Raw genomic sequence first — 15,073 nt, 5'->3', positions numbered from 1 at the left:
CGCTTAGTTATTGTTAGATAATGTTAGATTAAAGCCGGCTTTTATAAGTCGGCTTTTTTATTTACGCTAATTTCTTTTTTCTTTTTATTGAAATAGCTTTCGCGCGATTCACGATCAAAACACCAATAATTACCAGCATCGCGAAAAACAACTGATTTAAGCTAAAAACCTCATCATCCAAAACGCCCCAACCGAGAGCAATGATTGGCATCGTGTAGGTAACAGAACTCGTAAAAACAGGATTGGTGATTTGTACCAGGCGATTGAACAAGATCATAGCCACACCAGTTCCTAAAACACCCAAAATCGCTATAAAACCAACCGATTTTTGTAACTCGATATTCGATAAATTTTCAGTAAAAAATCCAGAGAAGATTAAAATTGCAAATGCTGGAATCAATAAGACCGCAAAACAACCAGAAGTTACCGCAACAGCCGGAATTCCGCTTAAATACTTTTTTAAAAGATTTACATTCACTGCATAACAAACAGCCGCCAAAACGCCCATTATCGAATATAGATAGTTTTCACTTCCATTAAAACTGGCATTACTAAGAATTAAACCAGTGGTTCCTATTAATCCTACCATAACACCAATGGCTTTATTGCTATTCATTTTATCCTGAAAGAACAAAACACCCAAAATAAGCGTCATAAGCGGAGTTACCGCATTTAAGATAGAAGCTATCCCACTACTTATCTTAGTTTCAGCAAAAGCAAAGAGAAAAATTGGAAAAAAAGAACCTACAAACCCAGAAACAATAATCCATTTCCAGTGATATGCTTTTAGCTTAATAAGTTTTCTAAAACCTACAAAGATTAAAAATAAGGCTGCAAAAATAACTCTAAAAGCACCAACCTGAAGCGGAGACAAACCTACCAGACCTTTTTTAATAAGAATAAAAGAACTTCCCCAAATTAGAGAGAGTACAAAAAGATAGATCCATTTAATTTTTGCCGCTGCCATAGCTTTTAAATTTTCCGGCAAAAATCAAAATTCTAAATTAGAATCTCACTACTAAAAACAAAAAATTATTGCCAGCGAATGCTTTCCATTAAGCGCCTCATATCCTGCATAATATAATTTGCAGCAGGATAAATAGAATCGTAATTAGGTCTCGTATTAAAATAAACAGCTCCCGTTAAAAAATGCTCTATACTATCTGTAATATAAAATTGAGCCTGCGATGCGGCATCGCCCTGCAATTCGTAAAACATCCCGTAGGCTTTATGAAGATCGTTGGTATAAATATCGCCTTCTATAGCATCGGCTTTTATAGTATGCTCTAAAGGTAGCTTTTGCGCATCTCTTAACAAAGAATCTAGGTTATTGGTAACTGGTTGATATGTTATAAATATCGAAGCTTTTAATAGAGGGTAATCCAGATTAATCCAGCAGTCTTTTCTATTTTTTGAAGGCGCAACTTCTGCAAGCTGATTTTTTTCGAAAGTGTAAGGACAATCTAAATTTATTGGACGATACTCTGGCTTTGGATAATTTAAAGCCAGCATTGCTTTGGGTTTAGGCTGAACTTCATTTCCGCAGGAAATCATAAAACAAAACACTAAAAATATTACTGAATAACTTACATACCTCATAAAGGTAAAATGGTTAATTTAATTTGCTTTATACGTCTATCGTCTACAGCTTCAACCTTGAAATTATAATTTCCAAAATTAATCACCTCGTTTTGATGAGGAAATTCACCAGAAATCTCAAGTAAAAAACCCGCTAAAGTTTCAGCTTCTCCTTTATTATCTTCAAATAAAGAAGGATCTTCTAACTTGATGATTTTATAAAAATCTTTAAGCGGTGTACGACCTTCAAAAACAAAGTTTAATTCATCTAATTTCGAATAAATAAGATCTTCGTCATCAAACTCGTCACTAATATCTCCTACAATTTCTTCGATAATATCTTCCAGAGTAATTAAACCGCTAGTCCCGCCGTATTCATCTACAACAATTGCCAGGTGATTTTTCTTCTCTTTAAATTCATTTAATAAATCGTCCAGCTTTTTATTTTCAGGAACAAAATAAGGCTCTCTTAAAAGTGAAGTCCATTCAAAATCAGTCTTATCAAGATAAGGCAACAAATCTTTAATGTATAAAATACCAATTACATTATCTATGTTCTCTTTATAAACCGGGATCCTGGAATATCCATTTTCGATAAGTACAGGAATAATTTCTTCGTAAGGATCTTCATCACTTAAAGCAAAAACATCCATTCTTGGGCGCATTACCTGTTTGGTATCTGTATTCCCAAAAGAAACAATCCCTTTTAAAATCTTCTGTTCTTCTTTTGTGGTAGCTTCTTCACTGGTTAACTCTAATGCCTGCGAAAGATGGTCTATACTTATAAAAGACCTTTGCTTACCTAATTTATCATGTAAAAACAGGGTTACAGCACGCATAGGCACACTTAAAGGAGAAAACAAAGAATCTAAAACATTTACCGGCTGCGCCATTAAATTAGAGAACCGCACATTATTACGGCTGGCATAAACTTTCGGCAAAATTTCACCAAATAAGAGAATTAAAAAAGTAACAACACCAACCTCAAAAATCAGCTTTAGATTTAAACCTAAGATTACCACATCTAATCCGCTAAACAATTCGTCTGAAACCGAATCGAATAATAATACAATGGCGATATTTATAAAGTTATTAGCAACAAGAATTGTAGCCAGTAGCTTTTTTGGTTTCTCTAGTAACTTAATAACAATCTCCTGGGATTTTGTTCTTTTATGGCCATCTTCGGTCATAAAATCTGCCGGAGTTAGAGAAAAGAATGCCACCTCTGCACCAGAGATCATGGCAGAGCATAACAAGAGCAGCAATAAAGATATGAAGCTTATTACCTGGGTATAATCAAACGCGGCCCATAAAATTATACTGGGGGGTTCTGGATCCAAATGCAATAAATTTAGTTAGACTTAAAATGGTAAATCATCTTCTTCCTCATCATTACCATTATATGGCTGACTGGCAAAATTATTATTATTTCCCGAATAACCAGAATTACTGTTAGCGTTATTATTTACGCTATTTCCCTGATAATTCGAATTACTCTGAGTATTCTGAGAACCTTGCGAATCGTAACTTCCATTACTTTCTCCCTTAGGAGTTAAAAAGGTAAACTCGGTACATTGTATTTCGGTAGAATAACGTTCCATTCCCTTATCATCTGTCCACTTACGGGTTTTAATCCTACCTTCTATATAAACCTTATCTCCTTTTTTAAGGTATTTCTCACAAATCTCTGCAGCTTTATTACGAACAACGATATTATGCCACTCGGTATTGTTTACACGCTCGCCGGTTGTTCTATTTGTATAAACCTCGTTGGTTGCTAACGGAAAACGACCAATGGCGCCACCGCCTTCAAAATAATGCATCTTTACATCATCCCCGGTGTGTCCTATAAGCATTACTTTGTTTAGCGTTCCTGTCATAAATATTTGTCTTTGATTCGTTTAAAACTTCTCTTCCTAAAATACAGAAAAAATCAATCTAATTTTAACTGATTTCTAATAAAATTGAAAAACGACAAAATTACAAGTTTTCTATGTCAATTTCATTAAGAAAATTCTGAATTAACACCGGCACGGGATATTCTTTTACTTTTTCTACTGAAATTCCTTCTTCAGGAAGCTTTTTAGCCTCTAAAAGCCAAAAACGGGCAAAAATATGTTGATGTGATAACTTATGAACAATCGCCTGATCATTATAAAGACTTACTGAAACATTTTTTGCTTCAGTTAATTGCTGAAATTCGTTATTTTCTTCAATAATTTTTTCTTCCCGAATATCTGTCTTAGTTTCAATTAAAGGAAACTCATACAAACCATGCCATATTCCTTTTCCTTTTCTTTGCTGAAGTACAGTTTTATTTTCTTCCGAAGAAAAAACCAGATAATTAAAATATCGATTTTTGATCTTTCCCTTCTTAATTTTTACCGGAAGTTCACCAATCTTAGATTCTTTAAGCGCCAAACAACTATTATTAAAAGGACAGCTCTCGCAAAGCGGATTTTTAGGCTTGCACTGCAACGCACCAAATTCCATTAAAGCCTGATTGAAATCTGCCGGATGCTTTTTATCCAAAAGCTCCATTGCCAAAGCTTTAAATTCTTTAATACCTTCAGTACTATTAATAGGAGTGTCTATATTAAAGTATCGCGAAAGTACTCGGTAAACATTTCCATCTACCACCGCAACAGGTTCGTTATAACTTATCGATGCTATGGCGCTGGCGGTATAATCACCAACACCTTTTAATTTTAGCAGTCCTTTATAATCTATAGGAAACTTGCCATTAAGCTCGTAGGCTACATGTTTTGCAGTAGCATGCAAATTTCTAGCTCTGGAGTAATATCCCAATCCCTGCCATAACTTCATCACTTTATCCTGGGATGCATCAGCAAGATCAAAAACACTTGGAAATTCTTCTATAAATTTCTTATAATAAGGTAATCCCTGCTCTATTCGCGTTTGCTGAAGCATAATTTCGCTAAGCCAAATATTATAAGGATTGCTAGTTTCTCTCCAGGGCAGCTCACGCTTCGATTTTAAGTACCAGTTAATCAAAGTTTTAGAAAAATTCATAATTTAAAATGTCTTGGCGCAATATAAATTGTTTATTCCGTTATTATTTAATGATTTAGGTTTGAAATATTGAATATATAATTCTTATATTTGCCCCCTTGAAAATTAAGAACCCCAATTTATAAATATTAAATAGCACGAAAATGACGAAAGCAGATATCGTAGCGAATATTTCGGAGAAATTAGGAATGGAAAAAGGTGATGTACAAGCTACAATAGAAACCTTTATGGAAGAGGTTAAATCTTCTTTAGAAAGTGGAGACAATGTTTATTTAAGAGGTTTTGGAAGCTTTGTTGTAAAAACAAGAGCTGAAAAAACAGGAAGAAACATTTCTAAGAACACAACTATTAAAATCCCAGCTCACAACATCCCAGCATTTAAACCAGCGAAAATCTTCGTAGAGGGTGTAAAGAGCAACGTAGATGTAAAATAAGCTATCCAGGATATAGCTTCTGGAATAATGAAATAAATTTATTAATTAAAACGTAACACTATGCCAAGTGGTAAAAAAAGAAAAAGACATAAGGTAGCTACGCACAAGCGTAAGAAAAGAAGAAGAGCTAACCGCCACAAGAAAAAGTAGTTTTCATACTACTTTTTTTGTTTAAAAGATTTTGTTTTAACAACAACGTTCTTTGACATCGAAATTTTAAAGCATCCAGGCCTTTTGGCCAATATTGGATTTTTTAAAATTTCTTCAGGCTTCAAACACCTGTGATAAAATAATGTTTAATCCATCCCGAATTTTTCGGGCTTAAAAATCTAATAGAGTGGACAAAGAATTAATTATACGGTCCGAATCCTCTGCTGTAGATTTTGCCTTATTAAAAGATGGAAAACTTATTGAACTCAACAAGGATGAAGACGACAACAATTTTAATGTTGGCGATATTTTAATCGCCAAGATTAGAAAGGCTGTCCCCGGGTTAAATGCTGCATTTGTAAATGTTGGCTATACTAAAGATGGTTTTTTACACTATCATGATCTGGGCCCTCAGGTTTCATCCTTGCTTAAGTTCATAAAACGTGTAAGCACAGGTAAACTAAAAGATTATTCTTTAAAGAATTTTACTTTTGAAAAAGATATAGACAAAAACGGAAGTATTACCGATGTCTTAAAGTCAAATCAATCGCTACTGGTTCAAATCGTAAAAGAACCAATATCTACCAAAGGTCCCCGCATTAGCAGTGAGTTATCTTTACCAGGAAGATATATTGTTCTGGTTCCTTTCTCTAATAGAATTTCGGTTTCACAAAAGATCGAAAGCAAAGAAGAAAAGGATCGCTTAAAACGCCTTGTAAAAAGTATAAAACCTAAAGGTTTTGGCGTTATCGTAAGAACTGTAGCCGAAGGCAAAAAAGTAGCAGAGCTGGACAAAGACCTCCAAAATTTGATGGGTCGATGGACAGCAATGTGTAAAAAATTGTATAAGCCTCATTATCCATCTAAAGTACTAGGAGAATTAAATCGTGCATCATCTCTATTAAGAGATATTTTTAACGACACTTTTACTTCTATTACTGTAGATGATGAAACGCTTTACACACAAATTAAAGACTATGTGAGCGAAATCGCTCCTAGCAAAGAATCAATTGTAAAATTACATCAGTCCAATGTTCCAATTTTTGAAAAGTTCGGTATCGAGAGACAGATAAAAACTTCCTTTGGGCGCACTGTATCGATGAGTAAAGGCGCCTATCTGGTTATAGAACATACAGAAGCTATGCACGTTATCGACGTGAACAGTGGGAACCGTTCTAACAAATCCAAAAACCAGGAAGATACCGCTTTAGAGGTTAATTTAATTAGTGCTACAGAAATTGCGCGCCAGTTAAGACTTCGCGATATGGGCGGCATTATTGTAGTCGATTTTATCGATATGGGAAAAGCTGAAAACCGCAAAACCCTTTTCGATCACCTTAAACAGGAAATGAGTGACGATCGTGCCAAGCACAAGATCCTCCCTCCTAGTAAATTTGGACTTATACAAATTACAAGACAACGCGTACGGCCAGAAATGAATATTAAGACCCGTGAGGAGAATCCTAACGGCGATGGTGAGATTGAGGCACCAATTATCTTAATACAAAAAATTAAAGCCGATTTAGATCGCCTGATCAAGAAAAATCATAAAAAGATCACGCTATCTACGCACCCATTTATTTCAGCCTTTTTAACCAAAGGCTTTCCATCTCCCAGATCGCAATGGTTTTTTGACCATAAACGATGGGTTAAAATTATACCAAGAGATGCTTACACGTATTTAGAATACCACTTTCACGATAAAGACGGGAAAGTGATACGATAAAACTTAAAACGCCTTGCAAAAATTTTGCAAGGCGTTTTTTTATACTTCAATTTTAAATTTCTCACTTATTGATTTTGGTGTAGAAATTATTATACCGCTTCATTTTAGTAATATTTCCATCTTCATCTCTTATAAAAGAAATGGATTCACCTAGCTCACCATTTTCTCTTACTCTTCTAAACTCATCACCCTTAACGTGCTTTAAAAAAGTTAAATCAGAACCGGGTGAAGAAGACGGCAAATAGATAAGCGCCAGTTTATCACCCCACTTTCCAATATACATTTCACTAGACCAGGGTTGCGGATTAAAATACCCCACATAATCATCTAATTTCACCTTACTATCATTATCTGAACTTAACTGTCCCTTAGATAAAATGGAATGCATCCCTCTTACATATTTCTCTGGACTTTCACCTCCCGCATTTATCATTACAGAAAATGCCATTTTGGTCTTAGTATTTAGGCTTACCACTGTTCTATAGCCAGGACAACTACCTCCATGGCCTACCCATTTGCTACCATCTGGCCCTTTATAAACCGAAAAACCTAATCCCCACATTGTATCAAAATCTGGATCTACCCATTGCACATTTTGCATATATTTTAGGGTTGAAGATTTTAAAACTTCATATCCGGCGTCTTCATTCAATAACCTAAACTGCCAGGAAGCAAACTTTGCTAAATCCAAAACATTTGAAGAAAATCCGGCCGCTGGGGTTATTGCGTTGGCTTCAAAAAAATTAATTACCTCTCGATCTCCATCACGTTTTGTAGCACTATAACCAATTGCCATTTCTTTACCATAAAGTTCTTTTGGAAGAAAACTTCGGGTATCTTTTAATCTTAAAGGCTCAAGAATATTTTCTTCTATGTATGTATCGTAATCTTTGCCAGAAACTTCTTCAACTACTTTACCTAAAAGTGCTAATCCTAAATTACTATACTGAAAATAGGTAGAAGAAGGGTATAAAGTTTCTAATTCTGCTAAACCTTCTTCAAAATCCTTATCCTCTGGAAACTCGAAATCTGGCGCACTCCAATAAGATGCATTTGCTTCTCTTGGCAACCCGGCAGAATGGGTTAAAATAGCTCTAATTGTTATTGGACCGCTTCCTTCATATCTTTGCTTAAGACTAAACCAGGGTAAAATATCCTGGATTTCATCATCCAAACTTAGCTTCCCTTCTTCATAAAGCTTCATTACTGCAATAGACGTAAACAATTTAGAAATAGAGCAAATACTGCAAATCGTGGCAGGATCTGTTCCAATTCCTTCAGCCATATTAGATTCACCAAATCCGCCTTTCCAAATAATTTCCTGATCATCTACAACGACCGCACTTATCCCAGGTAAATTATCAAAATCTTTTTGCGCATCTAACCAAACCTCAACAAATTTTAGCGCATCTGTATAATCTTTTCTCTTTGCTTCTTGAGCAAACATAGAGAAACCGAAAACTAAAAATGGAAGTAGAATGTAAATTTTCTTCATAAGTTTTACTTTAATTTTGTCTCTAAAATATAGAATTTTAGCTTAGCTTGCCTCACAATGGATACCAAGAAATCTTTCACCGTTAAAGAAGCTACCGTAAAACTGATGCAATTTTGTGCGTATCGCGATAGAACGCATAAGGAAGTTGAAGAAAAACTAAAAAGCATGAATATGATTCCTGAAGCTCAGCAGCATATTATCATGCAGCTTATGCAGGAAAATTTTCTTAACGAAGAGCGTTTCGCTAAAAGTTTTGCTCGTGGAAAATTCAGAATTAAAAAATGGGGAAAAAAGAGAATCACAAACGAATTAAAATTGCGGGGAATTTCTTCAAGAAATATTCAAACAGGACTAAAAGAAATATCTGAAGCCGATTATATTTCAACTTTTCATGAAATTTCTGAAAAAAAATGGGAGTCGATTACAGAAACTTCAGTAATCAAAAAGAAAAAAAAGCTAGCAGATTATCTACAATATCGAGGTTGGGAAAGTCATTTAATCTTCGAAAAAGCTAGCGATCTCGCTACATCCTCCGATTAAAAAAAGCATTATAAAGTCTATTAAAAAACATCGAAATAAACAGTGCTATTAAACAACCTAACAGCACACAACCTGCCCTATGCAAACTCACAACCCAGGCAGTATCTGCTTTATCCTCATTAATAATTACAATTATCACTGCTGCTAATGCAGATCGTATAGTAGGCTCAATTTTTAATAAAATCCCTAGCAAAATAGTAAAAGCCACACCTAAACAAAATATAAGTAGGTGGGAGATTGGCAAAAAATAGACCGCCAAACCTACAAAACTGCCTAAAAAATTGGCTCTAATCCTATTTAAAGCTAATTCACGGTCGTTTTCCTGAGAGAACACCAATAAACAGGAAATAACACTCCAATAAAACGGATATTCTGGAAACGAAACATACAATGCATAGCAGGCGATAGTTCCTAACACGCATTTTATAAGGTAAATGATTTCTGAAGTTGAAATTCGATGATTTAGAGGGATTTTCAAAACCGAAATTTTTTCAAACTAAAATTAAGAATATTAACCAGGATAGTTGAGTTATAAAAAACACATCCCAAAAATCTCTAATATTGCCAAATATCCAGATATCTTTAAATATGCTTTTGGGTATTCTCTATGGCTTTTGCGTTTTTATAATCTATCCACTTTTGGCCACGCCATTTACGCATATAATTGTCAAAATTACGCATAACCACAAGATTATAAACCGCTTTAGACAAATTAAGAACTGTACGCGGCGTTGCTCTTAAACTCATAGAGAATCCAGGGGTTAGATAGGTCATTTGATGCCAATAACCCTCTGGCATATAAAGGGTTTCACCATGATTTAATTCAGTCACATAACCTTTAGCTTTCTTTAAAGCCGGAAATTTTTCCAAATCCGGACTTCTATAATCGATGTCTTCTCTGGAAATTAAAGCATGGGGAACTTTATAAAGATATTTACTTTCTGAAGGTGGATAAATAATACATTGCTTTTTTCCATGAAAATGAAAATGAAGAATATTTGCAAAATCGATATCATAATGCATAAAAACTTTAGAGTTTTCACCACCAAAAAATAACATTGGCAACTGCTTTATGATACGCAATCCAATTTTAGGGAATTTAAAATCCTTTTGTAAAGCAGGAACTTCTTTCATTAAATGATAGAGAAATATCCTGTAATCTGTAGGTTTAGATTTTAGCAGATCGATATAATCTGCCATTTTCATCTCAGCATGCGGCTGATTAAATTTATATTCTGAAGTAATTGGCCTGTCGTCGTATAAAGGCACTACTTTATCACCGGCAAGCTCTTTTATATAATCCAGATCCCATTTCTTAAACGCTGGCCAGTCTTCAATCAAATTTTCTATTACAACTGGCTTTTGTGGCTGCACATAATTCTTCACAAAATCTTCTTTCGAAATTCTTTTTACTCTGGGAATTTCTGCCAACTGCAAACCTCCGTACTTCATTAGTCGATATTAGCCCATTTATGGGTCTTTTTTATAGCTTGTTTGTTTTTGTAATCTATCCAGTCCTGCCCTTTTATTTTACGCATTAGGTTATCGTAATTCCGCATAAATAAAAGATTATTTAAAACCTCCAACACCTTTCCCGGTGACCTGGGAAACGATCTTAATGTAAGTGATAAACTGGCAGTTTCATATTTTATAAAATGCCACCATTTACTTGGCATAAATAAACCTTCCCCGTGACCAAGATTTGCTTCAAAACCTTTGGCTTTTGCGAGCGCAGGATAGGTTTTAAAATCTGGATTATCCATATTTATAATTTCCATGCTCACAATAGAGTGCGGAACTTTATACAGATACTTTGTTTGATCTGGTGGATATAGCAATACACGCTTTTTGCCAGCAAAATTAAAATGAAAATTATTTGCTAGATCCATATCGTAATGCATCACGACACTAGACCCCTCACCTCCTACAAATAAAACCGGCAGTTTTTTAAAGAATTTTACCCCTAAATCTGGATATTCTATATCATTTAAAAGCTCTGGACAGTTTTGCAGAAGATTAAAAAAGAACATTCTTAAATCTGAAGGTCCTTTTTCAAGGATATCAAAATATTCTTTAATTGGTAATTTCATGGCAGCACCATGAGAATTTTGCCTCCCTTTTGCCGGAGTACTATCATAAAGTGGCACTACAACATCACCGGCTTTCTCTTTAAAATAATCAAAACTCCAATTTTGATAAGCCGGCCAGTTTTTAGCAAGATCTTCAAAAACTACCGGTCGCTGCGGAATAAAAAATTCCCTCTGAAATTCCTCTTTAGAAATTCCTTTAACTCTTGGTACTTCCTGAAGATCCAGCTGCATATTCAGATTTAAGCTTTCGCTTTAGCTTTTTGTTTTTCTTCTGTTATTACATTTCGCTCGATCGTATGCCCAGGTCTAGACCATTTTGGCTTTTCACCAAGCGAATTATATTTAGATTCTGAAGCTTCTACCGTTTCTGGTTTCGACTTTTTAGTGAATGGCTTTTGTGGATTCAATCCTAAAGCTTTAAACATTTGCATGTCTTCACTTACATCTGGATTTGGCGTAGTTAACAATTTATCCCCGGCAAAAATTGAATTTGCTCCGGCAAAGAAACACATTGCCTGCCCTTCTCTACTCATTTGTGTACGCCCGGCAGATAATCTAACCTGAGTTTCTGGCATTATAATTCTGGTTGTAGCCACCATTCTTACCATCTCCCAAATTGAAACCGGAGCCTGCTCTTCCATTGGTGTTCCTTCAACAGGAACTAAAGCGTTAATAGGCACAGATTCTGGTTGCGGATTTAAAGTTGAAAGTGCCACTAACATCCCGGCACGATCTTCTTCCTTTTCTCCCATTCCAATAATACCTCCGCTACAAACCGTAACATTGGTTTTTCTAACATTGTCAATGGTTTCTAAACGATCTTCAAAACCACGAGTAGAAATTACCTCTTTATAATATTCTTCAGAAGTATCTAAATTATGGTTGTATGCATACAAACCTGCTTCAGCTAAACGCTGCGCCTGGTTCTCAGTAAGCATTCCCAGCGTACAGCAAACCTCCATATCAAGCTTATTAATGGTGCGCACCATTTCTAAAACATTGTCAAATTCTGGCCCATCTTTTACGTTTCTCCAGGCTGCTCCCATACAAACACGAGAACTTCCGGCAGATTTTGCACGTAAAGCCTGTGCTTTTACATGATTTACACTCATTAGATCGTTACCTTCGATATCGGTATGATAACGAGCTGCCTGTGGGCAATAACCACAATCTTCCGGGCAACCGCCTGTTTTTATAGAAAGTAAAGTTGAAACCTGTACAGTATTAGGATCATGATGTTTTCTATGAACCGTAGCTGCTTCGTAAAGCAGTTCCATTAAAGGTTTATTGTAAATCTCTAAAATTTCTTCTTTGGTCCAGTTATGTCTTGTCGCCATGAAAATAGATTTATTCAAAAATAATCAAAACTTCGCTAAAAGAGCAGCGAGGCTTTTTCGCTCATTAGAGCAAAAACATATTAAACTTTATTAATTAAAATAGAAACGGCATTACCGCCAAAACCAACCGCGTTCACCAAAATATTCTGTAATCGTGCAGGTTTTTTACTAATATCGGAAAAAGGAACCGAAATAAACTCCTGATGTTTCAGCATTAACATCGCTAATTCCAGATTCAGGATTCCCGATGTTGCAAACGTATGTCCAATTTTCCACTTATTGGAAGTCATTGCCGGTAAATTTTCGCCAAAAACGGCTTTTATCGCATTTACCTCACCCAAATCACCTTTTATTGTTCCTGGCGCATGCATCACAACCGCATCAATTTCAGCAGGATCCAGATCTCCAATGGCCATTTTCATTGAATTTTGCATACACTTTCCGTCTTCAGAAATCGATACGCTATGTTTTAATTTTTCTGCGGAATAACCAATTCCGGTAATTTTAGCTAATGCTTTTTCTGAAGCTGAATTCTCTAAACACAGTAATCCGGCACCTTCTCCTAAAACCATCGAATTTCGGATTTTATCAAGATTCAATGCCTGGCAGGGATATTTTAGGTCTTCTGAAGCATAGGTTTTAATCGCCTTCATCTGGGCAATTGTAAAGGGCGTAAGCGCTGCTTCACTTCCGCCGGCGATAAATTTATCAGCCAAACCAGATTGTAACCAGGCTACCGCATTTAAAACCGAATGTAAACCAGTAGAACAGGTTACGCTATGCGAAAAATGGACTCCGTTGTTTTCCAGATCCTGCCCAACCCAGGAAGAAATATTGCCCAAAGTTGTTGAAGGCGAAGCCTGCGTAGACGCCTGTCGATTTTCGATAAATTCAGCATGAAATTTTTCAAACAATCCAGTGGCACCACGAGAGCTCCCAATGTTAATTCCAATATTCTTTTCATTTTCCCAACCAGCGCGCTTTATTGCCTGCCGAGAGGTATAAATTGCCAACAACACCGAAAGATCGAGCCTACGATAATTTGAACTTTCGGTTCTTAAATTGTCGATTTCTGCCCGTAATTTTTCTGGTAAAAAAGCAGCAAAACCTTCTTCACCTTCAAAATCGTGCTTTTGTATAAAATGATGATCGTTTTTATAAGCCTCCCAAATCGCCTTAGGATCTTCTCCCAAAGGAGAAACCGAAGCCATGGAAGTGATATAAATTGGATTTTTCATGTTTACGGTTTACGGTTTACGGTTTACGAATTTAAAAGGCAAAAGCTTGATGAAACTGATTGTAAGAAAAGTTTTTAATTTATTTTTTCAACAGCAATTTCAAATTATCAACTCAATACATCAAAATATCTATTGTCTACCATCTAAACTCTAACAGCAAAGCGGTCTAAATTTAAAACTTGTCAAACACGCCTTCAATCGTATCGTAGATCTTCTGCATTTCCTCATCTGAAGTTATAAAAGGAGCTGTGATATAAATGGTACTTCCAAGCGGACGAAGATAGACGCCATTTTCCATAAAATAACTAAAAAGCTGATTCCGAATATTTCCGTAGCGCTCCATTTTTACATTTAGATCGAATGCAAAAATGATCCCTAAATGTCTAATATTGATCACTTTTGGATGATCTTTTATTTTCTCTGCAAAAGCCTGATGTAAATTCTCGATTCGCTTAATATTGCTTTGCATCTCTTCTGAAGTCAGTAATTCTATTCCGGCTAAAGCAGCAGCACAGGCTAATGGATTTGCGCTATACGTGTGCCCGTGAAAAAGCCCTTTAGCAATCTCATCAGAATAAAAAGCATCGTAGATCTTTTGCGAACAACTGGTTAAACCCATTGGCAACAATCCGGCGGTTAGCGCCTTCGACATACAAACAATATCTGGTTTGGTTTCGATATAATCTGAAGCAAAATATTTCCCGGTTTTTCCAAAGCCCGTCATCACCTCGTCAGCAACGCAAACAATATCATTTTCTTTACAAACTTTCAAGATTTCATTCAGTCCATCGGCATCGTGCATTTTCATCGCAGCTGCTCCCTGAACTAAAGGTTCGTAAATAAATCCGGCGACATTATGCGTTTTGATCAGTTGTTTTAGCTGATCTAAAACTGCCTGATTATTATCTCCGTTTGGCACCGGAATTCTTTCTACGGAAATAAAATGATCTTCAAAAGCACCATTATAAACCGATAATCCAGAAACAGACATCGCTCCAAAAGTATCGCCATGAAAACCTTCCTCAAAAGCTAGCATCACTTTACGATCGTTCCCAAGATTGTGATGATACTGCAAGGCCATTTTTATCCCGATCTCGGTAGCCGTAGAACCATTATCGTTAAAGAACAGTTTTTGCTGCCCTTCAGGTAAAATCTTCATTAAAGCTTCAGAAAGTTCTACTGCAGGTTTGTGGGTAAATCCGCTAAAAACCACCTGATCTAAATTCTTCATTTGTGTGGCTACACGATCTGTAATAAACTCGTTACAATGCCCATAAACGCAAGTATACCAGGAAGAAATTCCGTCGATATATTCTTTGCCGTTTTCGTCGTACAGCTTTACTCCATTCGCTTTAACAATCCCCAGAGCATCACTCGCAATTTTGTGTTGCGTAAGCGGATGCCATAAATGTTTTTTATCTCTTTCAGCTAAACTTAAATTCTCTTGCATTC

The 15,073-nt window shown here is 35.8% G+C and carries 15 protein-coding genes; 3 read left to right on the top strand and 12 right to left on the bottom strand.

Features of this window, described 5'->3' with window-relative positions:
- Window positions 1–61: 61 nt before the first annotated feature.
- From IIF7_RS08155 to mutY, 5 genes are all read right to left on the bottom strand, one after another.
- A complete protein-coding gene (locus IIF7_RS08155) occupies window positions 62–967 on the bottom strand; it encodes a DMT family transporter (RefSeq protein WP_084841190.1) in 906 nt (301 codons plus the stop codon).
- Window positions 968–1,032: 65 nt separating this feature from the next.
- Window positions 1,033–1,599 (bottom strand): gliding motility lipoprotein GldD, encoded by a 567-nt coding sequence (gene gldD, locus IIF7_RS08150; protein ID WP_084841189.1) that lies wholly within the window; start codon window positions 1,597–1,599, stop codon window positions 1,033–1,035.
- Window positions 1,596–2,918, bottom strand: coding sequence for a gliding motility-associated protein GldE (locus IIF7_RS08145; protein ID WP_084841188.1), 1,323 nt, complete (start codon window positions 2,916–2,918; stop codon window positions 1,596–1,598). The genes gldD and IIF7_RS08145 overlap by 4 nt, the downstream gene beginning before the upstream one ends.
- 21 nt (window positions 2,919–2,939) lie before the next feature.
- The gene (locus tag IIF7_RS08140; protein ID WP_084841187.1) at window positions 2,940–3,458 is read right to left on the bottom strand and encodes a single-stranded DNA-binding protein; all 519 of its coding nucleotides are present in this window, start codon (window positions 3,456–3,458) and stop codon (window positions 2,940–2,942) included.
- A 100-nt stretch (window positions 3,459–3,558) separates the two neighbouring features.
- Entirely contained in the window at window positions 3,559–4,611 is a 1,053-nt protein-coding gene (mutY, locus tag IIF7_RS08135; protein WP_084841186.1) for an A/G-specific adenine glycosylase, read from the bottom strand.
- A gap of 143 nt (window positions 4,612–4,754) precedes the next feature.
- On the opposite strand from mutY, the gene IIF7_RS08130 reads away from it, so the two are divergent.
- Window positions 4,755–5,045 (top strand): HU family DNA-binding protein, encoded by a 291-nt coding sequence (locus tag IIF7_RS08130; RefSeq protein ID WP_013073853.1) that lies wholly within the window; start codon window positions 4,755–4,757, stop codon window positions 5,043–5,045.
- Between the two features lie 337 nt (window positions 5,046–5,382).
- Window positions 5,383–6,921, top strand: a complete 1,539-nt coding sequence (locus IIF7_RS08125; RefSeq protein ID WP_084841185.1) for an Rne/Rng family ribonuclease — start codon at window positions 5,383–5,385, stop codon at window positions 6,919–6,921.
- 61 nt (window positions 6,922–6,982) lie between these two features.
- Here the strand turns inward: IIF7_RS08125 and IIF7_RS08120 are convergent, their stop codons facing one another.
- A complete protein-coding gene (locus IIF7_RS08120; RefSeq protein WP_084841184.1) occupies window positions 6,983–8,416 on the bottom strand; it encodes a serine hydrolase in 1,434 nt (477 codons plus the stop codon).
- A gap of 57 nt (window positions 8,417–8,473) precedes the next feature.
- On the opposite strand from IIF7_RS08120, the gene IIF7_RS08115 reads away from it, so the two are divergent.
- Window positions 8,474–8,956: a regulatory protein RecX gene (locus IIF7_RS08115; RefSeq protein ID WP_084841183.1), complete on the top strand. Its 483-nt coding sequence runs from the start codon at window positions 8,474–8,476 to the stop codon at window positions 8,954–8,956.
- Here the strand turns inward: IIF7_RS08115 and IIF7_RS08110 are convergent.
- From IIF7_RS08110 to bioA, 6 genes are all read right to left on the bottom strand, one after another.
- The gene (locus IIF7_RS08110) at window positions 8,940–9,434 is read right to left on the bottom strand and encodes an FUSC family protein (protein WP_176218923.1); all 495 of its coding nucleotides are present in this window, start codon (window positions 9,432–9,434) and stop codon (window positions 8,940–8,942) included. The genes IIF7_RS08115 and IIF7_RS08110 overlap by 17 nt on opposite strands.
- A gap of 104 nt (window positions 9,435–9,538) precedes the next feature.
- A complete protein-coding gene (locus IIF7_RS08105) occupies window positions 9,539–10,408 on the bottom strand; it encodes a cupin-like domain-containing protein (RefSeq protein ID WP_084841181.1) in 870 nt (289 codons plus the stop codon).
- On the bottom strand, window positions 10,408–11,277 hold the full coding sequence (locus IIF7_RS08100) for a cupin-like domain-containing protein (RefSeq protein ID WP_084841180.1): 870 nt from the start codon (window positions 11,275–11,277) through the stop codon (window positions 10,408–10,410). The genes IIF7_RS08105 and IIF7_RS08100 overlap by 1 nt, the downstream gene beginning before the upstream one ends.
- An 8-nt stretch (window positions 11,278–11,285) precedes the next feature.
- The gene (gene bioB, locus IIF7_RS08095; protein WP_084841179.1) at window positions 11,286–12,383 is read right to left on the bottom strand and encodes a biotin synthase BioB; all 1,098 of its coding nucleotides are present in this window, start codon (window positions 12,381–12,383) and stop codon (window positions 11,286–11,288) included.
- An 80-nt stretch (window positions 12,384–12,463) separates the two neighbouring features.
- On the bottom strand, window positions 12,464–13,621 hold the full coding sequence (locus IIF7_RS08090) for a beta-ketoacyl synthase N-terminal-like domain-containing protein (RefSeq protein ID WP_084841178.1): 1,158 nt from the start codon (window positions 13,619–13,621) through the stop codon (window positions 12,464–12,466).
- 172 nt (window positions 13,622–13,793) lie between these two features.
- Window positions 13,794–15,071: an adenosylmethionine--8-amino-7-oxononanoate transaminase gene (bioA, locus tag IIF7_RS08085; protein WP_084841177.1), complete on the bottom strand. Its 1,278-nt coding sequence runs from the start codon at window positions 15,069–15,071 to the stop codon at window positions 13,794–13,796.
- Window positions 15,072–15,073: the final 2 nt, after the last annotated feature.

This window comes from Zunongwangia atlantica 22II14-10F7 (genome assembly GCF_002094855.1).
In the GTDB taxonomy this organism is placed as follows: domain Bacteria; phylum Bacteroidota; class Bacteroidia; order Flavobacteriales; family Flavobacteriaceae; genus Zunongwangia; species Zunongwangia atlantica.
Note: the sequence above shows the minus strand (reverse complement) of the source record. Positions and strands in the feature narration are given on the sequence as shown.